Origin of the sequence: Thiosulfatihalobacter marinus (genome assembly GCF_016019955.1) — a bacterium.
Lineage (GTDB): Bacteria > Pseudomonadota > Alphaproteobacteria > Rhodobacterales > Rhodobacteraceae > Shimia > Shimia marinus_A.
In genome coordinates this window covers 17,169-42,724 of sequence record NZ_JAECRZ010000012.1, presented here as the reverse complement: position 1 = coordinate 42,724, position 25,556 = coordinate 17,169, and the positions used below count along the sequence as shown (strand labels likewise).

Genomic DNA, 25,556 nt, shown 5'->3' with positions numbered 1-25,556 from the left:
CAACCTCAGGAGAAGCCGTCGACGATGGTGCCGGCCGAGAAGATCAGCACGATCCCGATGATGACCGAGGCGAACCAGCCCCAGTTCAGCCGCCCCATCATGCACATGAAACCAGTGCCGATGACGGCGAGTGTGGCAACCGCGATCCCAATCGGACCGGTCAGCGCGGCCTCGACGGTTTCCAGCATGGTCTGGATCGGCGACAAGTCCTGCGCGAAGGCAGGGCTTGCGAGAGCCGCCAAGGTTGTGGTGGCAGGCAAGAGGCGGCTGAGGCGATGTCGAAGCATGCGAAGTTCCCTTGTTTTACTGAAGATCGATGAGGACCGGCGCGCGGGCTGGAACCCGGTCTGCGACGCGGATGTCCGGCGCGGAAACAGGTGTACCCGCAAGTCGGGACCGGATCCGGTGGATGCGCGCGATGTAGTCGCGGGTCTCGATGAAAGGCGGGATGCCGGAATACTCGACCACCCGGTGCGGTCCGGCATTGTAGGCCGCGAGCGCCAAGTCGATGTCCTTGAACGTTCCGAGTTGTGCGAGCAGATACCGCGCCGCGCCGTCGAGGTTCTGGGAGGGATCGCGCGGATCGACGCCGAGCGCACGGGCAGTATCCGGCATCAGCTGGCCAAGACCATAGGCATCCTTCGGGCTGACGGCGGTCGGGTTGTAGCTGCTTTCAGCCTCGACCAGGGCGCGGAACAGAATTTGCCAGTCGTCCGCATCAAGGCTGACCTGCCGCAGGGCACGGTTCCCCTGGTGGCGGACGGCAGTCGTGCGGATCAGGGAGAGGGTGTCGTCGCGACTGGAAGGCGGCGTGGCGTCCAACGAGGCCAGAACGACCTCGGCTTCAGCGCTATGTTCCAAACCAGCCCAGGCAGGGCGCTCACCGTGAAAGGTCCAGCCCGAAGTCCGGGCTGTGCCGTCGCGGCCGAAGGCGATAACGTCAGCCGCGCTCCTCGAGGGTGATGCTGTAGTCAGGACCAAAGCGCAGATCGCGCCCGTCACCGAACTCGAGATGATGTTTGAAGAGCCCTGGCCATATGTTGAAATACCGCGGCTCAGGCCCGTGCGGGGTGATCCGGGTCGAGACCAGAATGGCTTCCGGCTCACCCTCGCGCAGGTAGATGCACTGGTAGCGCGGCTTGCCATCGTCCGTGAACCCCACGAGTTCATACCGGCAGCGGAACGCGATGCCCTGTTCGGACAGGTCTTTGACACCATCGATGGTGATCAGGATCTGGTTGCGCGCTATCGGCATGTTCGGACTCTCCCCACGAGAGCCCTTCTACTTCCTGCGCTTAAATCCATAAAGTCATATGGAGTCAATACGACATATTGCAGATAAATACATATTGCGCGATAGTCTGCGCAACTTTTGCGGGAGAGCGACATGAAGCGACAGGCGATGGCAGCGGCGATGGGGGTGATGGCGGTGTTCGGAGCCCCGGGGAAGGCGCAGGCCTATGACATCGACTGCGCCATCATGCTCTGCATGGCTGGCGGCTTCCCCCCGAGCGCAGTCTGTGCACGGGCCTATCGCACTATGATCCGCCGCATCACGCCCTGGCCGAGCCTGCCGCCCTTCGGGGTCTGCACCTTCGCACATGTGCCGGTCGAGCTGGGCGGGCCCGGCGGGGAGGGCGAGCTCGACACCACTCTGCCCGAATACGAATGGCTGAACCGCACCCATGTGATCTGGTTCACCGGTCAAGCCTATAGAGAAAGGGGAGGTGAACAGTATTGGGACTGGTCTCTCCGTTCCTGCGACCGAGAGAACCGCACCTGCCGGTACATCCAGCGGGTCTACCGATCCCACACGCCCTGGCCCGAGGCATTCGTATCGGAAGGCGGTCAGGAGATCGCCTATCCGACCGGCGGAGGTTCCTCGTACTTCTATTTGCGCAGTATCATGGTTGAATACGGCGACTACGAGGGCAACATGGGCCACTCGGAGTGGTTCTCCTACTGATCCGAACGGTCTGATGCCTTCAGGGAAACTGGGCGAAGCTCGACCAGACAAGCATCAAAGCGTTCTGGATCGACATGCCAGCGGCGGCTCACCGAGCCATCATTCCAACGGTAATCGGTGAACAGGTGAATCTCCTGCGCACCGTCGTTCAGAAACCCGTTCTGGAAGGGCCAGCCTGTCTTCTTCTTACCCATCGAACTCTCTGCACTCCATTTGACTACCTCTTGAGACGTTCCGCTCCAGGACGCATCAGGGGCTGGCAAAAACTGGCTAGCGTTTTGTGAAGAGCTCTGCTGGATCTACGTTCAGTGCTTTGGCGATACGTTCGAGAAGGTCGAGGGAGGCCGCGAACTTGGCGTTCTCGAGCTTGCCCATATGGCCGCGACTCACATCGGCCCGATGAGCAAGCTCCTCCTGGCTGAGGCTGCGGGCGCGTCTCAATTCCTGGATGTTTAGTGCTACACGGTCCCGCAAGTTCATGCCGTTGAAACGGACACGATGCGCGAAATATCGCCACGCGATATATGTTACATTCGGAAGTGCAGAGAAGAAATCTTGGGATGGCGCGAGATCGCCGGAATGGAATGCCTGCCGAAACGCAGGTCACGTGATGATCCGTCTCGCAAACATTATGGGCCGTTCAATCGTTCTTTCAGGAAAGGGCGGCACCGGAGAGAGGTTCCGGTACCGCCAGGGTATCGCCCACAGGGAGGTGGTAGAGGGCGAATTCTACACGGAAAATTTGGGGTCGACCAATAATCGCGTAAACATGATTATGGTAATTTTTAGGCTGTCACGGCACCTCAGACAGCTTCGAGTGCGATTGCAATTCCCTGTCCCACGCCAATACACATGGTCGACAACGACTTTTCTCCAGGTTTGAGGTCCAGCATCGCTGAGCCGGTGATGCGGGCACCCGACATGCCAAGCGGATGGCCGAGAGCAATAGCGCCGCCGTTTGGGTTCACGCGGGCATCATCATCCGCGATCCCCAGGTGCCGTAGTGTGGCCAGACCCTGCGAAGCAAAGGCTTCGTTAAGTTCGATCACCGAGAAGTCTTCTTGTTTCAGTCCAAGTCGCGCCATCAGCTTTTTCGACGCCGGTGCCGGCCCGAAACCCATGATGCGCGGTGCAACGCCGGCGGTTGCGCCGCCCAAGACCCTTGCGACCGGCGTGAGGCCAAATTTTTTTGCGACGTCGCTGGTGGCAAGGATCAATGCTGCGGCACCATCGTTCACGCCTGAAGAATTCCCTGCGGTTACCGTGCCATCCGCTTTTACGAAAGTTTTCAGTTGGGCGAGCGCTTCCAAAGTCGTACTCGCGCGAGGGTGTTCATCCTGTACGACGATCTTTGGCTCCCCCTTTCGCTGAGGAATCTCTACCGGGACAATTTCACGGGCCAAACGACCGTTCGCCATAGCAACGCTCGCCTTTTGCTGGGAATGTAGGGCGAAAGCATCTTGGTCGGCGCGGTTGATGCCGAAGACTTCAGCCACGTTTTCGGCCGTTTCAGGCATACTGTCGACGCCGTATTGGCTCTTCATCAGTCTATTGACGAAGCGCCAGCCGATGGTGGTGTCTTCCACACTATTCTCGCGCGAGAATACTGTTGTAGCTTTTGGCATCACAAACGGAGCACGCGACATGCTTTCCACACCACCTGCGACAATGAGATCGGCCTCTCCTGATTTGATAGCGCGGGCGGCCGTGATTATCGCATCCATGCCCGACCCGCACAACCGATTCATTGTTGTCCCCGGTACACAATCCGGAAATCCAGCTAGTAGAAGCGACATGCGAGCAACATTACGGTTGTCCTCTCCCGCTTGGTTGGCGCAGCCAAAAATCACTTCGTCAATGGTCGCTAGATCTAGCCCCGGGTTTCGGCTGGCCAAGGCCCTGAGTGGGATTGCGCCAAGATCGTCGGCTCGCACAGAAGAAAGCGCGCCGCCATAGCGACCGATTGGTGTGCGGATGTAATCGCAGATATAGACGTTTGTCATTCTTTGAGTGCCTTTGTCAGGTCCGGGACTGCGTCGAAGAGGTCTGCGACGAGGCCGTAATCGGCGATTTGGAAGATGGGGGCCTCTTCGTCCTTGTTGATGGCGACGATGACCTTACTGTCCTTCATCCCCGCAAGGTGTTGAATTGCCCCGGAAATCCCGACCGCGATATACAGCTCGGGCGCCACGACCTTGCCGGTCTGGCCGACCTGCCAGTCGTTCGGTGCGAACCCAGAGTCCACAGCCGCGCGCGAGGCGCCGACGGCAGCACCCAGTTTGTCCGCAAGTGCTTCAATAATCGCGAAATTTTCCTCGGAACCGACGCCGCGCCCGCCCGAGACCACGACCTTGGCCGAGGTCAGTTCCGGACGATCCGACGCCGCGACCTTGTCCTCGACCCAGGCGCTCAGGCCCGCGTTGCCGGCTGCTGCGATGGCCTCGACGGCGGCCGAGCCACCCTGGCCAGCCGCGTCGAAGGCGGTGGTGCGGACGGTCAGTAACTTCTTGGAATCGTTGGACTTTACCGTCTGCATCGCGTTGCCCGCGTAGATCGGGCGCTCGAACGTGGACCCGTCCAGGATGGCCGTCACGTCCGACAGAACCATCACATCCAGCAGCGCCGCAACGCGCGGCAGGATGTTTTTCGCGCTTGCCGTGGAGGGAGCAACGATATGTTCATAATTGCCTGCCAGGCTGACCACCAGATCGGCGACCGGCTCGGCCAGGCCGTTGGCGTAGGCCGCGTCATCCGCGACCACAACCTTCGCCACGCCGTCGATCTGCGACGCGGCCTGACCCGCAGCAGCAGGGCCCGCAACCAGAACGGTCACATCGCCCAGCGATTTGGCAGCGGTCACCGCCTTGGCGGTGGCGTCCAGCGCCAGCGCGCCACCGGCGATTTCTGCAAGGAGAAGAACAGCCATTACACGATCCCCTTTTCTTTCAGTTTCGACACCAGCTCGTCGACCGAGCCGACCATCTCGCCTGCCGACCGTGCGGCGGGCTCGGCGGTTTTCACAATCTCCAGGCGCGGGGTGACATCGACGCCGTAATCGGCGGCGGTCTTCTCATCCAGCGGCTTCTTCTTGGCCTTCATGATGTTGGGCAGCGAGGCATAGCGCGGCTCGTTCAGGCGCAAATCGGCGGTGACGATCGCCGGCAGCTTGACCTTGATCGTCTGCAACCCGCCATCCACTTCGCGGGTCACGACGGCATGATCGCCTTCGATCCCGACCTCGGAGGCATAGGTCGCCTGGCCCCAGCCCAGCAGCGCCGCCAGCATCTGGCCGGTGGCGTTCATGTCATTGTCGATCGCCTGCTTGCCCGCGATCACCAGGCCCGGCGCCTCGGCGTCGATCACGGCCTTCAGGATCTTGGCCACCGCCAGCGGCTCGATGTCCTGGTGCACGTCATCGGCGGCCACAACCAGGATCGCCCGGTCCGCGCCCATCGCCAGCGCCGTGCGCAGCGTTTCCTGCGCCTGCTTCACGCCGATCGAGACGACGACAACCTCGTCCGCCTTGCCCGCTTCCTTCAGCCGGATCGCCTCTTCGACCGCAATCTCGTCGAACGGGTTCATCGACATCTTCACATTCGCGAGATCAACTCCGCTCCCGTCCGCCTTAACGCGAACCTTCACGTTGTGGTCAATTAGGCGTTTTATAGGAGCAATTATTTTCATTGGCTTTTATCGTTTTCAAAATTTGCAATGGTGGTAACGGCCCGGATTCCGAGCCGTTACTCGGGATGGGTCCCTGTCAATTCGCAGTATAACCGCCATCTACTACAATCTCTGCTCCGTGAACGAACGATGACTCATCCGATGCGAGGAACAGGACCGCATTCGAAACCTCTTCAGGTTTGCTTGGTCGCTTGAGCAGCGTCGCCCCCAGAATTGCCTGCCGGGTAACTTCGTCGGCGTGTAGCAGATCTTTTGTCATGGGAGTATCGATGACACCGGGATGGATCGAATTCACGCGTATGCCACTTTCAGCCAGGTCGACTGCGCAGGATTTCGTCAACATCCGTACGGCGCCTTTGGATCCAATGTAGGCTCCCGCCGAAGCGGCTCCAACAATCCCATAGATTGAAGAAATATTGATAATAGATGCCTTTTCGGCCTCTTTCATCAATGGAACCGCGGCTCGGATGCCGAGATAAATACCGCGTACATTGACGTTGAACGTCATGTCAAATTCGTCAGGCGAGGTTTCGTGGAGCGGCTTAAGAATGAGAATGCCAGCGTTGTTCACTAGCACATCAAGCCGACCAGCACTTGATTGCACCGTAGAGATGACATTCTTCCAATCTTCTTCAAGCGTCACGTCATGTTGAATGAATTCCGCCTTCCCTCCGGCTTCAATGATACCTTTCACTACGCTTTCAGCCGCTTCCGTGTCACGGTCGGTTACAAATACATGCGCACCTTCACGTGCCAGCGTTTCACAATGGGCTTTTCCCATGCCCATCGCTCCACCTGTTACCAGTGCGACTTTTCCGAATACCCTTCCCAAATCTCTCTCCCTAGTTTTCATGAACAAATTTAATTGGTTCCGCCGGGGATTCTTGATGCCCGGCGGAATTCTTTACACCTTCTCGGCAGTGCGGTTGCGGATCAGGGATGTATAACCTTCCTCCTTCACTGCATTAATGGCATTTCGGTAATTGCCAATCCCGGCCATGTAGAACATTACTGCATTCTTCTTTCCGGGGATATTTGCGCCGAAGATCCAGCTTTCAGCTTTGGGGAAGAGTGTCATGTCGGCGATTTCACGACAGGTGCGAACCCAAGCATCGCGCGCTTCCACGGTTGGCTCCACATTTCGAACCCCCTCTTCTTCCACCGTGCAAATCGTGTCAGCGATCCATTCGACTTGCGTCTCAATGCTGGGGGGCAGGTTGGTGAAGGGGCCATTAGGGCCAAGGATCATGAAGAAGTTCGGGAAGTCGACCTCCATCATGCCGAGGTAACCGAGCGGGCCTTCCTTCCAAGTGTCGCGCATGGTCACGCCTCCGCGTCCGCGGAGGTCCATTTTGACGTAATTGCCGTCGACCGCATCGAAGCCAGTGGCAAAGATTACGATGTCAAGCTCATGCTCCTCGCCGCTTTCGAGACGTATGCCGTTCGGAGTGAACTCTGCGATCGGATCGGCCTTAACGTCGGCGAGGGTCACGTTGTCTCGGTTGTAGACCTCGTAATAGTTGTTTCCGCAAAGCGGGCGCTTGGCGTAAAGGTCCTTCGGCGTCAGTTTCTCTGCGACCTTGGGGTCCTTCACGATTTTCTTGATTTTGCCCTTGATGAAGTCAGCGGCCGCATCATTGGCCACTTGGCTGGTCGCAATATCGCAAAAGGTGCCAAACATGAAATAGAAACCACCGCCGCGCTGCCAGGCGGCTTCGAAGACCCGCTCCCGTTCTTCGGGGGAGGCGGTTTCGGCGGGCTTGACGCTTTCTTCGAAGCCGAAGGCCACAACAGAATTCTTCACTTGATTCCAGATACTATCGTAGTTTGCCTTTTGCTCTGCGATGGTAGCATCGTCTTGCGGGGTGTTCCCAATCGGCACGACATATTGTGCAGAGCGCTGAAAAACAGTCAGGTGTTTTGCAACTGGTGCCGTTGCTGTAATAACCTGCACACCGGTCGAGCCAGTGCCAATAATGCCCACGCGTTTGTTGCTCAAGTCCACGCCGTCGGGCCAGGCACCTGTGTGTAAGATACGGCCTTTGAAATCATCGATGCCCTTGAATTTTGGAACATTCGTTGCGGACAAGAGACCGAGGCCAGTGACAAGGTATTTGGCGGTAACTGTCTCACCACTATCAGTGATCACGTTCCAGAGACCGGTTTTTTCATTATAGTGCGCGCCGTCCACCTTGGTGTCGAACTTGTAGCTGCGTCGGAGATCGAGATGATCCGCCACCTCGTTCATGTATTCGAGGATCTCGGGCTGGGTCAGATACCGCGTTTTCCAGCGGCCTTTTTGAAGCAACTCTTTGTCAAAAGAATAGCGGTAGACATAGCTTTCCGTGTCCGACAGCGCACCGGGATATCGGTTCCACCACCAGGTGCCGCCAACGTCACTGGCGCTGTCATAGCCCCGGACGTTCAGTCCCTGCTCGTTGCGAAGTTTGTGGACGGCGTAAAGCCCGCCGAAGCCCGCGCCAATGACGACTGCGTCGTAATCCGCTCCGGATGTTTTAGTAATCTCAGTCTGAATGTTCATGTCACTCCTCCCAGAGTAAGACTGCTCCGCCCCGCAGTTTGCGGGTGAGATGGCAGATGAATGTGTCGTAGGGGTTTCTCTCGCACCGCACCGCACCGCACCGCAATGCAGTGCGAGTACAGGTGTCAGAGGGCCTGATACCATGCGGCGATGCGACCAAGTTCCTCGTTCGCCTCGGGCGCGCGTCCCGAAAGCGCGGGAAAGACATGCTGCATGCCTTCGACGATAGACAGGGTCACATTTACGCCCTGTGCCTTGGCCTTTTCGTGCAACCGCTCGGCATCGCTCCTAAGCGTCTCAGCCCCTCCGGCATTGATATAAAGCGGCGGGTAACCGGTGAAATCGTTCTCCAGAGGGTTGGCCAACGGATTTAGCTGATCAGTGCCTTCACCGAGGAACATTCCCGCCATCGCTTCGAGAATCGGTTTCCCGACTAGCGCATCGGTTTCCGCGTTGGTTTCCAGTGTTTCCCCGCGCATCGCCATGTCTAGCCAGGGCGAATATGCGATGACCGCTCCGGGCAGTGGCAGCCCAAGTTCGCGAAATTTCAGCACGCTGGCGATGGCAAGATTGCCGCCAGCACTGTCGCCAGCGGTCAGAATATTTCTTGCCTTGAAGCCCTTATCCAGCAATGCTGTGTACGCGGCTACCGCATCTTCGATCTGCGCCGGAAATGGGTGCTCGGGTGCGCGTCGATAGTGCAGGATCACCGACGTAACCCCAAGCACCTTAGCGAGGTGCCCTGCCATTTTCCGATGACTATCGGCTGAGCCGACGGCAAAGCCGCCACCATGAGTGTAAACAATTACACGCGAGGTATCGGCCCCGACAGGCAGTGCCCAGATAGCCTCGACTCCTCCGATATGATCGCTTTTGTAGCTAACGTTTTCCGGCTCTAGAGCAGGCTGCCCCCATTCATCGAACATGCTGCGCAAGTTCGCGATCGTCAGGTCTGGGTTCTCGACCATCTGATCGGTCCAATTCTGATAAAGCGCCCGCAGCGTATCCGCTTCTCTACTGATTTCCATATTTATCCTCCCAAGAGTAACATTTGGCAAAGCCACCACCTGACGTCGCCAATCTCGGAGGCGTCAAACGGTCTGAGGCGTACGCCAATGATCTCAGAGTAAGGGCGAAGAATGCACCGTGTATTGAACATACCTGCTTTGGAAATTGTATGATCTTGCTCAGCCTGTCGTGAGGCAGATATGCCTGCTACTAGGCTCTGTTGAACAAATTCCGTGCGGGATCCATCTTATGAACCCGGCTTGGTAGCCGGGGTGCATGAGCAGACTGCACCCCCGACCTACAACACCAGGAACTTGCGAGCCTACAATGAAGCGCTCAAGCGCCGGGGCGCTCTGGCAATCTGGTTCGACCCCGAAATGAGCTGGGAGGCCGCGCCGATAGGCAGTCGTGGCCGGCAGCAGACCTACAGCGATGCCTCCAGCCAGACCTGCCTTTCCATGAAGGTGTTATTCGGCATGGCGCTCCGGTAGACGACTGGGTTCGTCTAGAGCCTGCTGCAGCTGGTTGGTCTCGTCCGGACTGTGCCCGACTTCAGCACCCTGTCCCGGCGTCAGAAGACCCTGGCCGTGAACATCTCGAATCGCGGCTCCAAGGGGCCGCTGCACCTGCTGTCAGCACGCGTATCAAAGTCGCGGGCGAAGGCGAGTGGCACGCCCGCAAGCATGGTGGACCCAAACGGCGCGTCTGGACCGAGATCCATCTCGGGGTTGACGAGGAAACACTGGAGGTTCGCGCAGTGACGAGGTCACAGGGAGCCACATCGGCGATGCATGGGTTTTACCCGACCTCCTCAACCAGATCCCGGCGGACCAGTAGATCGGCAGTGTCATGGCTGACGGTGCCTACGACACACGGAAATGCCACGACGCAATTGCTGACCGTGGTGCCCACGCCGTTATCCCGCCACGCAAGAACGCAAAGCCATGGAAGACCATCACCGCCGGAGCCGTGGCGCGAAACGAGGCCCTGCGCGCGGCGAAGTGCCTGGCTCGCGCGCTCTGGCGACGATGGAGCGGATACCACCGCCGAAGCAGTGTCGAGACGAAAATGAACTGTGTCATGTCGCTGGGGCATCGCCTTATAGCGCGGGACTTTGACCGTCAGGTCGCGGCACTCCCAGTCCGCATCGCCGTCCTGAACGGATACACTGCACTCGGCATACCCGTTACGGAAGCTGTGGGATAAGTTTATCCGGGGAAAGGGCAACCACGGCCATCACCCCATTTGCAAAACAGACTCCCTCTACCACAGAAAGACAACTTATCTGCCGGTGATCGTGGGAAACATGCTGACATGTTCCTCCCCGGTCGCGAAAACTCTTTCTAAATAACGAGGCACCCTCCAGCCGCAAGGATCCTCTTTGACATGCGCGCTGAAGAGCGCGGTCAACCGATCCTTGCCGATATTTTTGGCGTGGTGCATCAGGCCTCCCCGCCAGCGGGGAAATCCGTAGCCGTGAATCATTACTAGGTCGATGTCTTGCGGTTTTTCTGCTACGCCTTCGTCAAGGATATCGCAGGCTTCCGCCACCATTGTGAGCAAGAGCCTTTCTACGATTTCGTCAGCTGAGAACTCGCGGCGAGTGAAGTTCATTTCTTCTGAGACACGGAGTATTTCGCTAGCGACCAGCTCCGAATGTGAGGGTTTGCCGTCTGGCCCATAGTCGTACCATCCGGCGCCCGATTTGCGTCCTAGGCGTTTGTGCTTTTCGACCAGCCGCTCGACCAAGGGCACGTGACCACAGCAGTTCCCTTCGGCAACTGCCTTGCGACGGATATTCGCGTAGGCGATGTCCAGCCCCGACATGTCCTGTGCAGCATATGGACCCATCGCCATACCGAATCCGCGCATAGCCGCGTCGATCTCGTCGACATTAGCCCCCTCCACCAGAAGGCGATTAGCGGCGCGACGGTAGCTCGACAAAATTCGGTTTCCGATGAAGCCATCGCAAACACCAGACAGTACCGGGATTTTACCAAGCCTGTGCGCCAGCACAAGTGCTGCACCTAATGTTCCGTCTGACGTTCGGTCGCTCCTGACGACTTCCAGAAGTTTCATAATATGCGCAGGACTGAAGAAATGCATCCCTACAAAGCGTGCCGGGTGTTTCAACCCATCAGAGAGCCGATTTACATCGAGATAGGATGTGTTTGTGGCAATGATGGTCTCGGGTGGCAGTGCGCCTTCGAGTTCGGTCAGGATCGCGGTCTTAACCGCAAAATCCTCGAAGGCCGCCTCGATTGCTAGATCGGTTGGTGGCAGAGCGTCATAGCCTGAGACCGTAACCAGCCGGTCTTCAACCGTCTTTGCCGCATCGACGGACAGAATACCGCGACTGATACCCTGATCAATCAGCTTTTGCAGGTTTTTACTGGCCCACTCGGCGGACGAGGCACTACGTTCGACGACAGTCACCGAGATCCCTGCGGTCGCCAGCGTGTACGCAATAGCTGCGCCCATATTGCCACCACCGACCACGATGGCGGTTTCAGCATCTCGGGAAGGTCGGGGGTAGGCGCGCCCCTTGTTGGTTGCGGTACGCTCGGTGAAGAAAACGTGCCTAAGGGCCCGCGCCTGATCCGAGGTACGAAGGTCCAAAAACGCAGAGCGCTCGCTGGCTAGTGCGTCGTGCAGCGGCGTCGTCGCACTGGTCGCGACTAGGTTCACCGCAACCTGCGGGGCATTCTGGCCAGGCATACGCCGCGCTACATGCGCTCGGGCGACTTCCGCTGCGACGTGGTTTGGCTTTGGTGAAGGAAGATTGTCGGGTGCCTGTGCCGCCTCAAGTACATCGTCATCGAGAGCTATGGCCGCGCCAAGCGGGTCATCGGCTAGCAGCTGGATCAGTCCCATTTTCAGTGCCTGCTCGGCGGAAACAGCCTTCCCGGTGACAATCATGTCAAGCGCAGCTTCAATACCGATAAGTCGCGGCAGTCTTTGGGTTCCCCCTGCGCCAGGCACGATCCCCAAGTTTACCTCTGGCAAGCCCAGTTTGGCAGAAGTTGAGGCGATGCGATAGCAGCAAGCCAGAGCAATCTCTAGTCCCCCACCAAGCGCAGCCCCGTTGATTGCTGCGATAGTAGGAATCGGGAGGTGTGCAAGTTGCATCAGCACATCATTTAGTTGTGGATCAACAGGCAACTTACCGAATTCCTTCGCATCCGCGCCCGCGACGAAGGTCGTTCCTGTGCCGGTGATAATCAGCCTGGTAGCCCCAGTTTCGAGGACTTTGAAGATACAGTGTTGTATTCCAGCCCGAACCTCCGCGTTGATTAGGTTAAGCGGCGAATTGTCTATGGTCAGAATTGCTGCGTCATTTGAGAAGCTTAATTCAACAGGCATGGGCATCCTCACAGCACTGGCGCGCGATTGCGCGAGATAAATTTGGTAATGAGATAGCCTTCGAAGGTTTCCGTCCCGCCTTCAGTCCCATAGCCGCTGTCTCTCACGCCTCCAAACGGAGTCTCGGGCAGAGCGAGGCCGAACTGGTTGATGCTTACCATACCTGCCTGCAAACCCGCAGCTGCTTTATCTGCACGCTCTAACGAATTGGTAAAGACATAGGACGCCAGCCCGAAGGGTAGCCCGTTGGCCCGCGACAGTCCGTCCTCTATGTCACGAAAAGACGAGACGACAGCAATCGGGCCGAAGGGTTCTTCGCGCATCAAGTCAATGTCGTCGTTGGGCGTATCGACGATTGTCGGGGCATAGAAGTTACCATGATTTCCAAGCCTTTTGCCTCCCGTCAACACCCGTGCGCCGTTTTCGCGGGCATCCTCGACGAGCTTTTCCATCGCATTCACGCGTCCGCGATGACACAATGGTCCCATCTGCGTGCCTTCGGCTAAACCAGCGCCCACCTTTACGCTCTCAAATGCTGAAACTAGTTCGGACAGAAATCGATCGTAGATGCCTTGTTGTACGTAAAACCGGGTTGGGGCGATGCACACCTGGCCTGCATTGCGCAGCTTGTTGACCGCCAAGGCGCGCGCCGCGGCCGTGGCATCGGTGTCGTCGAACACCAATACGGGCGCGTGACCGCCGAGCTCCATCGTCGCCCGCTTCATATGGCGGCCAGCCAATTCTGCCAGATGCTTGCCCACCTCGACCGAACCGGTGAAGGTGATTTTGCGCACCTCGGGGCGCGCAATTAGAGTTTCCGAAATGAAGGCCGCATTACCCCAGACAAGGTTCAGACAGCCTTCGGGCAATCCTGCATCCAGCAGATAGCGAGCAATTGCCATGCAACCCGCCGGAGCCTCTGCCGGGGCTTTTAAGATCATCGTGCAACCTGACGCAAGCGCCGCCGCGACCTTGCGTACCGCTTGGCTCAGCGGAAAATTCCAAGGCGTGATGGCAAGGCAGACGCCTATCGGTTCGCGCACGACAAGCTGCTGTACCCGCGGGCTGCGTGATGGAATGATGCGCCCATAAATGCGCCGACATTCCTCGGCGTGCCAGTCAACGTGGTCAGCCGAGGCGCGGACCTCAGCCAAAGCCTCAGCCAGCGGCTTGCCTTCATCGAGAGTGATCCAGCCAGCGATCAGTCTGTCATTTTGGCGCAGCAGGTCGGCAAACCGCCGCAAAATCGCACTTCGTTCCATGGGAGAGCTGTTTTTCCATCGGCGAAAAGCTGATTCGGCCGAGTGAACCGCATGGTCTAGATCTGCGGCGCTAGCCTGCGGAATCTGTCCGATAGTTTGCCCGTTTGCAGGGTTTATGACTGCACGATCCTCTGGCGTGGGAGAAGCGATCCAGTCTCGTCCGATGAGGTGCTGGATGGTCGGATAATTCATTTCTTTCATGGCATTATGCCCTCGCTTAGTTGTGTCATCCGCAGGATCCGGCACGAATGGGACTAGGTGGACGACCTTAATTTTCCGCATAGCGGGAAAGTTTACCGCAGTATTGACTCGGACGTTATCGATCGTTTAGGTGTGTTTCAAGACGCATAATTCTTTCCGAGGAGGGATATCGTGAGACCAAGGAAAGACCGCACCAAGGATGCCGAGAAACAGGATCGCGATTTTGTCACGGCGTTGGCGCGCGGCTTGGAGCTGTTGCGGGCCTTTCGGCGGGAAGGGGAGGCTCTGGGGAACGGTGAGTTGGCCGAGCGCACTGGCCTGAGCAGATCGACGGTCTCCCGGCTGGCCTATACACTGAACAAGCTGGAATACCTCAGCTACGACCCGGATACAGCACGTTATCGACTGGCCCCTCCAGTGCTTTCGTTGGGTTTCTCCTGCCTTGCAGGGATTCCGCTGCGGCAACTGGCGAAGCCCTTTATGCAGGAGCTGGCTGATTACACAGGCATGCCGGTGGCCATGGCCAGTCGTGACCGGCTATCGATGGTCTATCTGGAGCGGTGCAAGGGCACTAATGCCGTCACGCTGGCGATCGAGGTTGGTGCCCATATTAAACTGGCCACGACCGCGGTTGGTCGCGCCTGCATAGCGGCGCACGACCCGGATGAGCGGGCCAGAATTCTGGCCCTTGTGGAGGAACATGAAGGCGACAACTGGCCGAATGTGCAGCCCGGAATCGAAGCAGCTATCGCAGACTACCAACAGCACGGTTACTGCACGTCCTTCACGGAGTGGAAACGTGATGTGAACGCTGTAGCGGTGCCCTTCGTGCCGAAGGACGGCTCACCCATTATTGCCTTCAACTGCGGTGGCCCTTCGCAAACCCTTACGCGCGACTGGATCGAAAGCGACGTCGCGCACCGCCTTGTCGATCTTGTCCGCCGCGTTGCGGCGGTCGCACCCTGAACAATAGAGAGCATCATGGCCCTTGATAAAGATACCCTTTCCCAGTTTCTCGACGCGCTCGACCGCTTCGTGAAAGAGCGACTAATCCCTTACGAGGATCGCGTCGCCGACGAGGATGTGATTCCGCCGATGCTGGTCGATGAAATCCGCATGATGGGCCTTTTCGGCATGTCGATCCCGGAAGATTTCGGCGGGCTCGGCTTGTCGATGATAGAGGAAGTGCAAGCCGCTTTCGTTCTTGGCCAGGCTTCGCCTGCGTTCCGGTCGCTAGTTGGCACCAACAACGGGATCGGCTCTCAGGGAATCATCATCGATGGAACCGACGAGCAGAAGGCGCAGTATCTACCAGCTCTCGCGTCCGGAGATATGATCGCATCCTTCGCCCTAACCGAGCCAGATGCTGGGTCGGATGCTGGCAGTCTGCGCACTACGGCGCGGCGTGACGGTAACGATTTCCTTCTGAACGGCACGAAACGCTACATTACCAATGCACCGCGTGCCGATCTATTCACGGTTTTTGCCCGGACCAATCCAGAGGCGGAAGGTTCTGCCGGCGTAAGCGCCTTTCTCGTCGAGGCAGGGACGCCAGGCATAACGCTTGGCCAGCCTGACAGGAAGATGGGGCAGAAGGGCTCGCACACATGCGACGTCATCCTTGACAATGTCCGCGTGCCTGCCGCGAACATTATCGGCGGGCCGGACCGTCTGAACAAGGGCTTTAAGACAGCAATGAAAGTCCTTGACCGGGGCCGACTGCATATTTCTGCCGTCTGTGTGGGCGCCGCCGAACGGCTGATCCGTGACAGCCTATCCTATGCGATGGAACGCAAACAATTCGGTGAACCCATCGCTGAAAAGCAACTGATCCAAGCCATGCTGGCTGACAGTCGCGCCGAGGCCTTCGCAGCGCGTTGCATGATCGAAGAAACAGCACGCCGCAAGGACGCTGGTCAGAACGTGTCGACTGATGCTGCCTGCTGCAAGATGTTTGCCAGTGAGATGGTAGGTCGAGTGGCCGATCGCGCAGTGCAAATCCACGGCGGTGCAGGATACATGGCCGAATATGCGGTCGAGCGCTTCTATCGCGATGTGCGTCTCTTCCGCATCTACGAGGGGACAACCCAGATTCAGCAAATACTGATCGCGCGGAATATGATCCGCACTGCAGCAGCTTAACAGGAGCGAAGACAAACTATGGACTTCAATTTCCTTTCCACCCCGAGGATCGTCTGCGAGAGCGGTGGGCTTGGCCGGATCGGCAGCCTGATGCAAGATTTGTCTTGCACCCGTGCGCTGGTCGTGACGGACCCGGGCATATTGGCCTGTGGTTTTGCGGACGAGGCAGCCGCCTCACTTAGGGCTGCTGGCATCGAGGTTGAGATTTTTCATAAAGTCGAAGCGGACCCCCCGATCGCTGTCGTCGAGGCCGCGGTAGAGGTCGCGCGGGCCTTTGGTGCTGACGGAATCATCGGACTTGGCGGCGGCAGTTCACTGGACACTGCCAAGGTCATCGCAGCGGCGGTAGCCAACGATCAACCGATTACGGACATGATCGGGATTAATCAGGTCACCGATAAACGCTTGCCACTGATCCAGGTGCCAACCACGGCAGGGACCGGATCAGAGGTAACATGGGTGTCCGTGCTGACTTCGGAAAGCCACGAAAAAAAAGCGGTATATGCACCGCAGCTTCTGCCTGACGTTGCCTTGCTAGATGCAAAGCTAACATTGGGAATGCCTCGTCACATCACAGCGGCCACGGCGTTAGACGCAATGGTTCACGCCATTGAGGCAGTAACCAGTCGCACCAGAAAGAATCCCATTTCCGATGGAATGGCGGACAAAGCGCTGGTGCTTCTCGGTCAGAACTTACCAATCGTCATGGAAACGCCTTCGGACCTGTCAGCGCGAGAGGCCATGCTGTTGGGGGCGACACTGGCTGGGATGGCCTTCATTAATGCCAGCGTGGGGGCGATTCATGCCTTGTCATACCCACTTGGAACAGGTTTCAAGGTTCCTCACGGGCACGCAAACGCTCTGGTCGCAGGACCAGTGATGAGGTTCAACATGCCCGTTGCAGAAGCTGAATATGCTCGTCTATCGCGGTTACTACTGCCCTCGCGGCCTTTCAACTCTGATGCGGCTGCGGCCCATGGCCTGATCGACGAGATGGAACGGATGCTAGTCGAAAGCGGACTTGAGTCTCGACTTTCTGGTGTCGGAGTGACCGAGGCAGCCATTCCCGGAATGGCTAATGAGGTCGTGACCGGTATCACGCGATTGCTGGAGACCAACCCGCGCGACATGACAGCCGAAGATGTGTCGCGCCTCTATCAGGAGGCGCTTTGATGGCTGGCTCATTGGACGGGATCAAGGTGGTCGACCTCAGCCGCGTGCTGGGCGGGCCTTACTGCACCCAAATGCTTGCGGATCATGGCGCTGAGGTCATCAAGGTGGAGCCGCCTCTGGGCGACGAGACCCGCAGTTGGGGCCCGCCTTTCAATGATGAACTCAGCGCTTATTTCTCTGGCGCCAACCGCAACAAGCGGTCCATCGCTATCGATCTGCAGCAACCGGAAGGGCGCGACCTGATTTTGCGGTTTCTTCAGGATGCGGATGTTTTAGTTCACAATTTTAAGTCTGGTACTCTTGAAAAATGGGGGCTTGGTTATGCTGATGTTCTCAGGGCACGTTTTCCTAGACTGGTACTCTGCCATGTGACTGGATTTGGTTCCGATGGCCCACTTGGCGGTTTTCCCGGCTATGACGCCGTGGTACAAGCTATGACGGGCCTCATGAGCATCAACGGCAATCCCTCCGAAGGCCCGACACGCATGGGTACGCCCATCGTGGACATCGGCACCGGTCTGATCGCCTGTAACGCTATTCTCGCCGCACTTTTGGAACGGGGCCGGTCCGGATTGGGCCAAGCCATCGAAGTGCCGCTATATGATTGCGCGATCAGCATGATGCATCCCCAAGCGGCTAATTCCCTCATGTCCGGACAGATACCAATGGCGACCGGCAATGGGCATCCAAATATCGTACCATACGACATGTTCGAAACAAGTAATGGCAAACTCTATCTGGCTATCGGTAACAATGGTCAGTTCGCAAAACTCTGTGACGTGCTTGGCCTACCTGAGGTGCCCTGCGATCCACGATTTGCCGACAATGCCGCGCGTCTTGCGCATCGGTCAGAGATGACAGAGGTCTTGTCAGAGTGCCTGGTGCAACATGACGCCTTCAAACTTGAGCCGGTGCTTTTGAAAGCTGGGATTCCCGCCGGAGTCGTTCGGAATGTGAATGAAGCGTTGGAGCATCCACACACCCGACATCGCGGCATGGTGGTATCAGTTGGCACCTACCGCGGCACCGGCGTGCCAGCACGCTTGTCGCGTACCCCCGGAGCGGTTCGCGCGGCACCGCCTCGCTTCGGGCAGCATAGTAGGGAGTTGCTTAGCGAGGCTGGACTGACAGAAGCTGAAATCGATAGATTGACTCAAGCGAATATCGTTCGAGAAGAACCGCGGATGCGCGAGACGACCTAAGCCGAAATTTCAGCTCAAGCGGACGATCGTGAAAAAGTTCAGGGAGGCCAAGATGGAAAGACTGCTCATATCACCGGACCGGATACCCGAATGGATTCCCGGCACGACTACGTTGGACAGTTCCGGGTGCAACTGGAACGGCATTACCCTGAAGGGCTATCGTTATGAGCGACAAGACGCGGCAATTCCCCCCATGCGCGACTATATGATTGTTGCATATGATGGCGCGCCAACCACTATGCGCCGCACGAGTGGCGGCCCATGGCAAAGCGCGCGCGTAGAGAAAGGTAGGATTTCCTTGCTCACGCGTGCAGAGGAATCCACTTGGAGTTGGTCCGAGCCTATCACGGTTAGACACGTCTATCTCAGTCACAGTGAACTCGAAAACACGGCCCTTTCGGTCTTTGATCGTGACCCGAAGTCCATTGAGATCAATGATTGTCTGTCTGCGAAGGACCCCTGTATCCTGAACTGCATCCAATTGCTAGAGAATGAGCTAAAGAACGGTGGAATCGGCCAGAGATTGATCATCGACGCCCTGCGCATCCAGATCGCCGTTCACCTTCTGCGTCAGTACGCCAAGGTCTCTTTGACCAGCGACGCAAACTCGAACTTCAGCCCTGCTCAAAGGCAGAGAATCATCGATCTCGTTGAAAGCTGCTTAGGTGAAAACCTCAGTCTGGAAGACATGGCCGCATCTATCGGTTTCAGCCAGTTTCACTTTTCGCGTCAGTTCAAGGCGGAGTTTGGGTTGGCACCGTATGCATATGTTTTGCGCAAGCGAATATCGAAGGCCCAGGAGATGCTGAGAAAGGGTAATGCCCCCCTGAAAGTGGTCGCGCTTGACTGCGGTTTTGCAGATCAGAGTCATTTTAGTCGAACTTTTCGAAAAATGACAGGCGCGACCCCCGCCGAATTCCGGCGCATGGCATAATTACCGGAAAACTATTCCTTCCTATCGCTGTCACGCACCAGAGACAAAGAAATGTTGAGCCCGTAACGCTGCAATGAATGTACCAGAAACAGAATTTAAACCACGATTTGCCTTCGAACGCAGGATTTTCTTTGGCGACTGTGACCAGCTGGGAATCGCCTTTACTGGCCGGATCACGAATTTCGCGCTGGAAGCGATCGAGACTTTCTGGGACGATTTGCTTTCAGGCCGGGGCTGGCTTTTTCTACTCACGGAAAGAAACACGGCCATGCCTTTTGTCTCTATGGACCTACAATTCCATGCGCCGGTGAAAGCAGGCGCGAACCTAGCATGCGAGGTCTATGTGGTCCATGTCGGGGAAAGTTCAGTTGGTCTAAAAGTTGTCGGCCGTCAGCATGACTTGATTTGCTTCGAATGCGAAACGAAGTCAGTTTTCCGAGATGCTTCAACATTTGGAAAAGTCAAAATTGAAAGCTCAATTCGGCAGATTTTGCTCGCGGAAGTGGGTTCGGAAAATCAAACAGTGAGCTAGCAACCTTTGAGGTTGCCGCCTGTAATCAAAGAGGTTTTTCGCCCCGTTTGCGTGTGACCGAGTGCAAATTTCTATCTGGCCTTCAAGAATGGCATTTTGAAAAGCCGCGGCCAGAGACGAAGGTCAGCGGATGAGGTCTGAAGTGGTCCCAGGAAACCGGACAGTCAGCTAAGGTGTTTCCCGAACCTTTGAAGGGATACGAACATGGCAAAGCGCCGGAACTTTACAGATCAGTTTAAGGCCAAGGTGGCGTTGGAAGCGCTGCGTGGCGACAAGACCGTGCAGGAGATCGCGGCGAAGCATCAGTTGCACCCAAATCAGGTCAGCACATGGAAGCGGCAGGCCATCGAGGGCATGGCCGATGTGTTCTCGGGTGGCAAGCAGAGCGGCCCGACCGAGGCGGAAGTAAAGGAACTTCACGCCAAGATCGGGAGGCTGGCGGTCGAGAACGATTTTTTGTCGGAAGGGCTGAAGCGATGAGCCCTGGAAAGAAACGCGCGATGATCAACCGGGATCACCCCAAGCTGAGCATCAGCCAGCAGTGCAAGCTGGTGAGCCTGAGCCGGTCGGCGTTCTACTACACGCCCGCCGGGATCGACGCCGACACGCTGTCGATGATGAAAGAGATCGACCGGGTGTTCACCAAATACCCATTCTTCGGGTCGCGCCAGATCGCGGCCTATCTGCGCCGGGAAGGCATTGTTGTTGGCCGCCATCGCGTCAGGCGATTGATGGCGAAGATGGGTCTTGAAGCGGTCTACAAGCGCCCACGAACCAGCCAGCCGCATCCTCAGCACCCGGTCTTCCCGTATCTGCTGAGGAAGATGGTGATTGACCGACCGAACCAGGTCTGGTGCGCCGATATCACCTTTGTGCCAGTCAGAAATGGCTTCCTCTATCTGGTGGCAATCATGGACTGGGCGACGCGCAAGGTGCTGAGCTGGCGGTTGTCGAACACGATGCACGCCGACTTCTGCGTCGAAGCACTGAGCGAGGCCATCGCCAGGTACGGCCCGCCTGAGATCATGAACACAGATCAGGGATCGCAGTTCACCGGATCGGCCTGGATCACGACGCTGACCGAGGCGGGCGTGCGCATCTCGATGGACGGGCGCGGGCGTTACCTCGACAACATCTTCATCGAACGCCTCTGGCGATCCCTGAAGCAGGAGGCCATCTATCTCGAAGAAATCAATGAAGGCTTCCGGGCCCGTCGTGTCATCAAGGGCTGGATGGCATTCTATAACACCAGCCGACCCCATTCCGCGCTTGATCGGCAGACGCCGGACGACGCATATTGGGCAGGCTTGGAAGAGCGACACGCAGCATGAAACCTAAACCCGATACACCTTAGAAACGCTGCAAACCTGTCCGAAAAGATGGGACCACTTCACACGTCAACGCACAGTGAAAGCCAGAGAAAGGGAAGCCCGGGTGCCGGGCTTGAAAGGATAGAGAGAGGCTCATCCGGGTCCGGCGAGACAAGGACCCTGACCATGGCCAAGACCACGACCCGCCCGAATCCCACCACCTCAAAAAAGACCGAAGCCGTTGGATCGGCCGCGCCTGACGGCGGTGCCGACATCCGGATGATCCCGCTCGACAAGCTGGAGCCGAGCCCACTCAACGTCCGCAAGGTGGCCGCAAGCGCCAGCGACGATGCCGAGATTCTTGCGAGCATCCGCGAGACGGGAATCAAGCAGAACCTGGTGGTTCACGCACTTTCCGAGACACGTTTTGCCGTCGACGCAGGCGGTCGTCGCCTCAAGGCGCTGAAACAACTCGCCGAGGACGGTGTGATCCCCGCTGATCATCCAGTGCCCTGCCTTGTCGAGGACGAGCGCAACGCCATCCTTACCTCGGCCACAGAAAACCTCCAGCGCGCGGCGATGCATCCGGCAGACCAGTTCGAGGCCTTCGACAAGATGATCGGCGAGGGTCGCAGCGAAGACGAGATTGCGCTCAAATTCGGCGTCTCCGTCGACCTGGTGCGCCGTCGCCTCAAACTCGCCCGTGTCGCACCCGAAATCATCGAGCAGTTTCGTGCCGGTGATCTGACCCTCGAATGCGTGATGGCTTTCACGCTGACCGACGACCATGACCGCCAGCTCGCGGTCTGGAACGCCGTGAAGGGCGGCTATCACATCCATCCGCAGAGCATCAAACGTCAGCTGACCGGGGCCGCACATTCGGCGAACTCGGCAATTGGTCGATTTGTCGGCATCGAGGCGTATGAGGCGGCGGGCGGGGTTCTGCTGCGGGATCTCTTCGACGACCGGGCAACCGCTCATATGGAAAACCCCGACCTCTTGGAGCGTCTCGCCATTGAGAAACTGCAGGCTGCGGCCAAACCCTTCGAAGGGATATGGAAATGGGTCGAAGTGCATCTTTCGGTGGATTATGGCGCGTTTCGCAGTTTCGGGCGGGTCTATCCGCAGGACATCGAACCGGATGCGGACATGCTGGCCGAGGAGGAACGTCTCATCGCGCGTGAGGAAGAATTGGCGGCGCAGAACGACGGGGAGGACTGGACCGACGCGGAGACCGAAGAATACTACGCCATCGAGCCGCGTTTGCGCGAAATTGAAGCCATGCAGCGCGAACGGCAACCCTATGCCGAGGCAGATCGCGCTATCGCCGGTGTAGTCCTGACCATCGGCCATGACGGGGTGTTGCGCGTCGAGAAAGGCCTGGTGCGGCCCGAGGACATTCCTGTTGCGCCCGAACCGGACGATACCACCGCAGATCCGGATGGCGCTCCCTCCCCTGCCCGCCCACAGGTGACGCCGCCGACCTCCTCCACGCCGGTGCCGAGCTCCGACCCGGCCGCGACGTTGCGCAAGGCGGACGGGATTTCGGCGAGCCTGGCCGACGATCTGCGCGCCACGCGTCAGCACATCCTGCGGGCGCATCTGGCGGCGGATTTCGAGGTGGCTTTCGATGCGATGCTCTACGCGCTCTGCGAGCAGGCTTTGGGGCGGTCCTACAACAACGAGGCGCTCGATATCTCCATCCGGCCCTTCCAGGCGCAAAACCGCGAGGTGCTGCATGCGGACACCGTCGCTCAGAAGATGCTTGAGGCGTTGGAGCAGGACCTCGCCACCGACTGGATGAAGCTGGAGAAACCCGATGACTTCCGGGCGATGTCGGCCCTGCCCATTGCGGACAAGCAGGCGCTTTTCGCCTGGGCGACGGGTCTCGCGGTCAAGCCGCAGCTCTCCTCTGACAATCGCCCCTCCCACATCATTGAGGAGATTGGTGCGCGGCTCGACGTCGATGTGGCGGCCTGCTGGCGCCCGAGTGCCCAGAACTACTGGGGTCGCGTCAACAAGGGGCATGCGGTGGCCACGGCGCGCAAGCTCATCGGCGATGATTACGCCGAGGATCGCAATCGCGAACGCAAGGGCGATCTCGCAGCCGCGATGGAGCGCGCTTTCGCGGAAACGGCCGGCGAGACGGAAGGTTTCGACGCGGCGACGGCAGCAAAGACAACGCGCTGGCTGCCAGACGGGATGGTGTTTGCCGGTGCGGCGGAGGCCGACGCCAAAATGATTGGCGATGCGCCCGAGGCGGAGGAAGGCGACGTGCCTGCCGCAGACGCTCTGGCCGAGGCGGAGAGCAATGAACCATCGTCCTTGCCCGCCTTCCTTAGCGGAGATGCGGCCTGACGAAGCGAACACCGACCTGATCACGACATGAGCTTTGGGCCGCCCTCACATCGAGGGCGGCTCTTTCCGGCTGACGGGTTGCCGACAGCCGATATCGGATCGGCTGGCCCGTCCCGGAGACATCCTATGACCACCAGACTCGACCTCGATCCTGTTCAGGAAGCCGCACGCATCGCCGCGCAGAATGACGCGTTTCGCAATTCCATCCTCGGCAATCCTTCCGTTGCCGATGCCCCGCAGGGACAGTTTGTGATGACATGTGGCGTCGCCGCGCTTGGACCCGACGCACAACTGGAACTCACACGCCGCGTTGCCGCGTTCGACGCCTTCAATGCCGACAGTGACCCGCAGGGATTGCACGAGATGGGGGTCATCGAATTCAATGGCACGAAGGTTTGGTTCAAGATCGACTTGTACGACGTCGATTATCAGTACGGCTCGCCTGAGCCTTCCGACCCGAAACAGACGCGTCGCGTGCTGACCTTGCTTCTCCCGTCGGAATACTGACGCCCTCCACCCCCAATCGCCGCCCCGGGCCGTCCTTGCATAAAGGGCGGTCCTTTCGGGCTGGCGGGTTTCAAGGGGCGCGATGATCGCGTCCGGCCTGCTGCAGGAGACCAGAGATGGCCAAGACACTCGATTACCAGATCACCCTCTATCCCGCGCATCGTGACGGCGCCTTCGTTGTTACCCAGTTCCATATGATGGCGACCTACCCCGAAAAGCGCGTCCAGGCCGCGGGCATGGACGATTTGATCGACAAGGTGACGCAGTTCGCAATGGAGCATGGTGAGAGTTGCAGTGCTTCGGTGCGTTGCCTCGCCCCGCGCAAACCGCCGGGGTTCAAGCGCGCGACCGAGAATCTGTATTTCAACCTGGTTGACCGGACGGCTGAAAACCGCGGCGACGCTGCGGCCTGAAGCCCCCCAAAGGAAACTCCGGGGCGGCCTCGCGTAACGGTCGCCCTCCCCTCTCCCAATTCCAAAGGACAAAAAGACATGACACAAGCGACTGATTTCTACGCACAGATGCTCGAATCCCAGAGACGCGCATCCGAAGAGCGGGGCGAGACTCGCGCTGCCCTTCTCTCCGAGCTGCGTGCCTTCGGCGTGACCAGCATCGAGGTGCAATATGAAGGCTACGGCGATTCCGGCAATGTCGAGGATGTCGTCGTGACACCCGACACGATCACGCTGACAGAAGAGTTGCGACGCCGGGTTGAAGATTTTGGTTGGGATTTCGCCTATGCGCTGAGCCCCGGATTCGAGAACAACGAGGGCGGTTATGGCGAGCTGACCTGGGCGCTCGAGACGGACAAGATCGATGTTAGCCACTCGAACCGCTATATCGAAACCAACACCACCGAACACGAGGGGCTCTGACATGGCACATCCCCTCCACCACGCCGAAAGCTCCGCCCGAAAATTCGGCGGTGTTCCAGATGACTATCAGTTCGTGCATGACTGGTTTGACTCATCCAAAGAGCACCTAGGTCTCTTTGTTCACAGAGCCCAAAAACATCATACAGTCGGGATCTATGATGCCGAACGTCACTTCGGCCGCAGCCTGACCAACAGCGCGGGCCGGGTCGTCCCGATCCGCTGGATCGGTGAGCAGCATGTGCGCGAGGACTGCCAGGGACGGATCCCGTCGCTGGCGGACTGGCTTGTCCGCATTCAGCCGGAACCGTGGATGGCCAATGGCCGGATCGACAACGATCCTACGCAGATTGTTGGCGATCCGCGTGCGGTCTGGATCGAGGCGGTCTCCAATCACCAGACCATTCTCGGTTTTGAGGACTGGCTGCTGAAGGTCTCTGTCGAGCACATCCAGCATCGCCAAAACCGCGCCGCTGCCTGATCCGCCGGCCAGAAAACTC

26 protein-coding genes and 1 pseudogene are annotated in these 25,556 nt (G+C 58.2%); 14 read left to right on the top strand and 13 right to left on the bottom strand.

The features are described from left to right. Positions 1-5 precede the first annotated feature (5 nt). The 3 genes from I3253_RS15720 to I3253_RS15710 form a co-directional block, all read right to left on the bottom strand. Positions 6-287, bottom strand: a complete 282-nt coding sequence (locus I3253_RS15720) for a TrbC/VirB2 family protein (protein ID WP_007120605.1) — start codon at positions 285-287, stop codon at positions 6-8. A 16-nt stretch (positions 288-303) separates the two neighbouring features. Beyond that, complete coding sequence (locus I3253_RS15715; RefSeq protein WP_007120604.1) at positions 304-861, bottom strand: lytic transglycosylase domain-containing protein; 558 nt, start codon at positions 859-861, stop codon at positions 304-306. Positions 862-940: 79 nt separating this feature from the next. Then, positions 941-1,255: a hypothetical protein gene (locus I3253_RS15710; protein WP_007120603.1), complete on the bottom strand. Its 315-nt coding sequence runs from the start codon at positions 1,253-1,255 to the stop codon at positions 941-943. A 132-nt stretch (positions 1,256-1,387) separates the two neighbouring features. Between I3253_RS15710 and I3253_RS15705 the strand changes: the two genes are divergently transcribed. Continuing rightward, positions 1,388-1,966 carry a hypothetical protein gene (locus I3253_RS15705; RefSeq protein ID WP_007120602.1) on the top strand — a complete coding sequence of 193 codons (579 nt, stop codon included), beginning with the start codon at positions 1,388-1,390 and terminating at the stop codon, positions 1,964-1,966. Here I3253_RS15705 and I3253_RS15700 read toward each other — a convergent pair. The 8 genes from I3253_RS15700 to I3253_RS15665 form a co-directional block, all read right to left on the bottom strand. Continuing rightward, positions 1,960-2,160 carry a hypothetical protein gene (locus I3253_RS15700; RefSeq protein ID WP_007120601.1) on the bottom strand — a complete coding sequence of 67 codons (201 nt, stop codon included), beginning with the start codon at positions 2,158-2,160 and terminating at the stop codon, positions 1,960-1,962. The two genes, I3253_RS15705 and I3253_RS15700, sit on opposite strands and share 7 nt — an antisense overlap. Before the next feature lie 76 nt (positions 2,161-2,236). Further along, entirely contained in the window at positions 2,237-2,446 is a 210-nt protein-coding gene (locus I3253_RS15695; RefSeq protein ID WP_007120600.1) for a helix-turn-helix domain-containing protein, read from the bottom strand. Between the two features lie 323 nt (positions 2,447-2,769). Continuing rightward, the gene (gene pcaF, locus I3253_RS15690) at positions 2,770-3,969 is read right to left on the bottom strand and encodes a 3-oxoadipyl-CoA thiolase (protein ID WP_007120599.1); all 1,200 of its coding nucleotides are present in this window, start codon (positions 3,967-3,969) and stop codon (positions 2,770-2,772) included. Beyond that, a complete protein-coding gene (locus I3253_RS15685; RefSeq protein WP_009827022.1) occupies positions 3,966-4,892 on the bottom strand; it encodes an FAD-binding protein in 927 nt (308 codons plus the stop codon). The genes pcaF and I3253_RS15685 overlap by 4 nt, the downstream gene beginning before the upstream one ends. Continuing rightward, positions 4,892-5,650 (bottom strand): electron transfer flavoprotein subunit beta/FixA family protein, encoded by a 759-nt coding sequence (locus tag I3253_RS15680; RefSeq protein ID WP_009827023.1) that lies wholly within the window; start codon positions 5,648-5,650, stop codon positions 4,892-4,894. Before I3253_RS15680 ends, I3253_RS15685 begins: the two co-directional genes overlap by 1 nt. A 76-nt stretch (positions 5,651-5,726) precedes the next feature. Further along, the gene (locus tag I3253_RS15675; protein WP_009827024.1) at positions 5,727-6,503 is read right to left on the bottom strand and encodes an SDR family NAD(P)-dependent oxidoreductase; all 777 of its coding nucleotides are present in this window, start codon (positions 6,501-6,503) and stop codon (positions 5,727-5,729) included. Between the two features lie 51 nt (positions 6,504-6,554). Continuing rightward, complete coding sequence (locus I3253_RS15670) at positions 6,555-8,192, bottom strand: flavin-containing monooxygenase (protein ID WP_009827025.1); 1,638 nt, start codon at positions 8,190-8,192, stop codon at positions 6,555-6,557. A 125-nt stretch (positions 8,193-8,317) separates the two neighbouring features. Continuing rightward, on the bottom strand, positions 8,318-9,220 hold the full coding sequence (locus I3253_RS15665) for an alpha/beta hydrolase (RefSeq protein ID WP_009827026.1): 903 nt from the start codon (positions 9,218-9,220) through the stop codon (positions 8,318-8,320). A gap of 252 nt (positions 9,221-9,472) precedes the next feature. On the opposite strand from I3253_RS15665, the pseudogene I3253_RS15660 reads away from it, so the two are divergent. After that, positions 9,473-10,406, top strand: a pseudogene (locus I3253_RS15660) (IS5 family transposase). Between the two features lie 75 nt (positions 10,407-10,481). Here I3253_RS15660 and I3253_RS15655 read toward each other — a convergent pair. Then, positions 10,482-12,563 (bottom strand): FAD-dependent oxidoreductase, encoded by a 2,082-nt coding sequence (locus I3253_RS15655; protein WP_197918802.1) that lies wholly within the window; start codon positions 12,561-12,563, stop codon positions 10,482-10,484. Between the two features lie 8 nt (positions 12,564-12,571). Continuing rightward, positions 12,572-14,026, bottom strand: coding sequence for an NAD-dependent succinate-semialdehyde dehydrogenase (locus tag I3253_RS15650; protein WP_232272174.1), 1,455 nt, complete (start codon positions 14,024-14,026; stop codon positions 12,572-12,574). Between the two features lie 171 nt (positions 14,027-14,197). Between I3253_RS15650 and I3253_RS15645 the strand changes: the two genes are divergently transcribed. The 12 genes from I3253_RS15645 to I3253_RS15590 all read left to right on the top strand — a co-directional run bounded on the left by I3253_RS15645 (position 14,198) and on the right by I3253_RS15590 (position 25,537). Next, positions 14,198-14,992, top strand: coding sequence for an IclR family transcriptional regulator (locus I3253_RS15645; protein ID WP_007120594.1), 795 nt, complete (start codon positions 14,198-14,200; stop codon positions 14,990-14,992). A 15-nt stretch (positions 14,993-15,007) separates the two neighbouring features. Then, positions 15,008-16,168: an acyl-CoA dehydrogenase family protein gene (locus I3253_RS15640; RefSeq protein ID WP_007120593.1), complete on the top strand. Its 1,161-nt coding sequence runs from the start codon at positions 15,008-15,010 to the stop codon at positions 16,166-16,168. A gap of 18 nt (positions 16,169-16,186) precedes the next feature. Beyond that, positions 16,187-17,341, top strand: coding sequence for an iron-containing alcohol dehydrogenase (locus I3253_RS15635; protein WP_007120592.1), 1,155 nt, complete (start codon positions 16,187-16,189; stop codon positions 17,339-17,341). After that, positions 17,341-18,543, top strand: coding sequence for a CaiB/BaiF CoA transferase family protein (locus I3253_RS15630; protein WP_007120591.1), 1,203 nt, complete (start codon positions 17,341-17,343; stop codon positions 18,541-18,543). Before I3253_RS15635 ends, I3253_RS15630 begins: the two co-directional genes overlap by 1 nt. A gap of 52 nt (positions 18,544-18,595) precedes the next feature. Next, positions 18,596-19,477, top strand: coding sequence for a helix-turn-helix domain-containing protein (locus tag I3253_RS15625; protein WP_232272173.1), 882 nt, complete (start codon positions 18,596-18,598; stop codon positions 19,475-19,477). 73 nt (positions 19,478-19,550) lie between these two features. Beyond that, a complete protein-coding gene (locus tag I3253_RS15620) occupies positions 19,551-20,009 on the top strand; it encodes an acyl-CoA thioesterase (RefSeq protein ID WP_007120589.1) in 459 nt (152 codons plus the stop codon). A gap of 204 nt (positions 20,010-20,213) precedes the next feature. Then, a protein-coding gene (locus tag I3253_RS15615) for an IS3 family transposase (RefSeq protein WP_197918801.1) occupies positions 20,214-21,340 on the top strand; the annotation gives its coding sequence in 2 pieces (ribosomal slippage) (positions 20,214-20,484 and positions 20,484-21,340; 1,128 coding nt in all). A 165-nt stretch (positions 21,341-21,505) separates the two neighbouring features. Next, positions 21,506-23,677, top strand: coding sequence for a ParB/RepB/Spo0J family partition protein (locus tag I3253_RS15610; RefSeq protein ID WP_009827031.1), 2,172 nt, complete (start codon positions 21,506-21,508; stop codon positions 23,675-23,677). 126 nt (positions 23,678-23,803) lie between these two features. After that, positions 23,804-24,184: a DUF3768 domain-containing protein gene (locus tag I3253_RS15605; RefSeq protein WP_009827032.1), complete on the top strand. Its 381-nt coding sequence runs from the start codon at positions 23,804-23,806 to the stop codon at positions 24,182-24,184. Positions 24,185-24,300: 116 nt separating this feature from the next. Continuing rightward, complete coding sequence (locus I3253_RS15600) at positions 24,301-24,597, top strand: hypothetical protein (protein WP_009827033.1); 297 nt, start codon at positions 24,301-24,303, stop codon at positions 24,595-24,597. Positions 24,598-24,675: 78 nt separating this feature from the next. Beyond that, the gene (locus tag I3253_RS15595) at positions 24,676-25,059 is read left to right on the top strand and encodes a DUF6878 family protein (protein ID WP_009827034.1); all 384 of its coding nucleotides are present in this window, start codon (positions 24,676-24,678) and stop codon (positions 25,057-25,059) included. A 1-nt stretch (position 25,060) separates the two neighbouring features. After that, entirely contained in the window at positions 25,061-25,537 is a 477-nt protein-coding gene (locus I3253_RS15590; RefSeq protein ID WP_009827035.1) for a DUF6915 family protein, read from the top strand. Positions 25,538-25,556 lie beyond the last annotated feature (19 nt).

What these genes read in the sequence shown, in the direction of transcription:
- I3253_RS15720 (WP_007120605.1), bottom strand. Translation starts at nt 287, where the DNA reads ATGCTTCGACATCGCCTCAGCCGCCTCTTGCCTGCCACCACAACCTTG.
- I3253_RS15710 (WP_007120603.1), bottom strand. Translation starts at nt 1,255, where the DNA reads ATGCCGATAGCGCGCAACCAGATCCTGATCACCATCGATGGTGTCAAA.
- I3253_RS15705 (WP_007120602.1), top strand. Translation starts at nt 1,388, where the DNA reads ATGAAGCGACAGGCGATGGCAGCGGCGATGGGGGTGATGGCGGTGTTC.
- I3253_RS15700 (WP_007120601.1), bottom strand. Translation starts at nt 2,160, where the DNA reads ATGGGTAAGAAGAAGACAGGCTGGCCCTTCCAGAACGGGTTTCTGAAC.
- I3253_RS15695 (WP_007120600.1), bottom strand. Translation starts at nt 2,446, where the DNA reads ATGAACTTGCGGGACCGTGTAGCACTAAACATCCAGGAATTGAGACGC.
- pcaF (WP_007120599.1), bottom strand. Translation starts at nt 3,969, where the DNA reads ATGACAAACGTCTATATCTGCGATTACATCCGCACACCAATCGGTCGC.
- I3253_RS15685 (WP_009827022.1), bottom strand. Translation starts at nt 4,892, where the DNA reads ATGGCTGTTCTTCTCCTTGCAGAAATCGCCGGTGGCGCGCTGGCGCTG.
- I3253_RS15680 (WP_009827023.1), bottom strand. Translation starts at nt 5,650, where the DNA reads ATGAAAATAATTGCTCCTATAAAACGCCTAATTGACCACAACGTGAAG.
- I3253_RS15675 (WP_009827024.1), bottom strand. Translation starts at nt 6,503, where the DNA reads ATGAAAACTAGGGAGAGAGATTTGGGAAGGGTATTCGGAAAAGTCGCA.
- I3253_RS15670 (WP_009827025.1), bottom strand. Translation starts at nt 8,192, where the DNA reads ATGAACATTCAGACTGAGATTACTAAAACATCCGGAGCGGATTACGAC.
- I3253_RS15665 (WP_009827026.1), bottom strand. Translation starts at nt 9,220, where the DNA reads ATGGAAATCAGTAGAGAAGCGGATACGCTGCGGGCGCTTTATCAGAAT.
- I3253_RS15655 (WP_197918802.1), bottom strand. Translation starts at nt 12,563, where the DNA reads ATGCCTGTTGAATTAAGCTTCTCAAATGACGCAGCAATTCTGACCATA.
- I3253_RS15650 (WP_232272174.1), bottom strand. Translation starts at nt 14,026, where the DNA reads ATGAAAGAAATGAATTATCCGACCATCCAGCACCTCATCGGACGAGAC.
- I3253_RS15640 (WP_007120593.1), top strand. Translation starts at nt 15,008, where the DNA reads ATGGCCCTTGATAAAGATACCCTTTCCCAGTTTCTCGACGCGCTCGAC.
- I3253_RS15635 (WP_007120592.1), top strand. Translation starts at nt 16,187, where the DNA reads ATGGACTTCAATTTCCTTTCCACCCCGAGGATCGTCTGCGAGAGCGGT.
- I3253_RS15630 (WP_007120591.1), top strand. Translation starts at nt 17,341, where the DNA reads ATGGCTGGCTCATTGGACGGGATCAAGGTGGTCGACCTCAGCCGCGTG.
- I3253_RS15625 (WP_232272173.1), top strand. Translation starts at nt 18,596, where the DNA reads ATGGAAAGACTGCTCATATCACCGGACCGGATACCCGAATGGATTCCC.
- I3253_RS15620 (WP_007120589.1), top strand. Translation starts at nt 19,551, where the DNA reads ATGAATGTACCAGAAACAGAATTTAAACCACGATTTGCCTTCGAACGC.
- I3253_RS15610 (WP_009827031.1), top strand. Translation starts at nt 21,506, where the DNA reads ATGGCCAAGACCACGACCCGCCCGAATCCCACCACCTCAAAAAAGACC.
- I3253_RS15605 (WP_009827032.1), top strand. Translation starts at nt 23,804, where the DNA reads ATGACCACCAGACTCGACCTCGATCCTGTTCAGGAAGCCGCACGCATC.
- I3253_RS15600 (WP_009827033.1), top strand. Translation starts at nt 24,301, where the DNA reads ATGGCCAAGACACTCGATTACCAGATCACCCTCTATCCCGCGCATCGT.
- I3253_RS15595 (WP_009827034.1), top strand. Translation starts at nt 24,676, where the DNA reads ATGACACAAGCGACTGATTTCTACGCACAGATGCTCGAATCCCAGAGA.
- I3253_RS15590 (WP_009827035.1), top strand. Translation starts at nt 25,061, where the DNA reads ATGGCACATCCCCTCCACCACGCCGAAAGCTCCGCCCGAAAATTCGGC.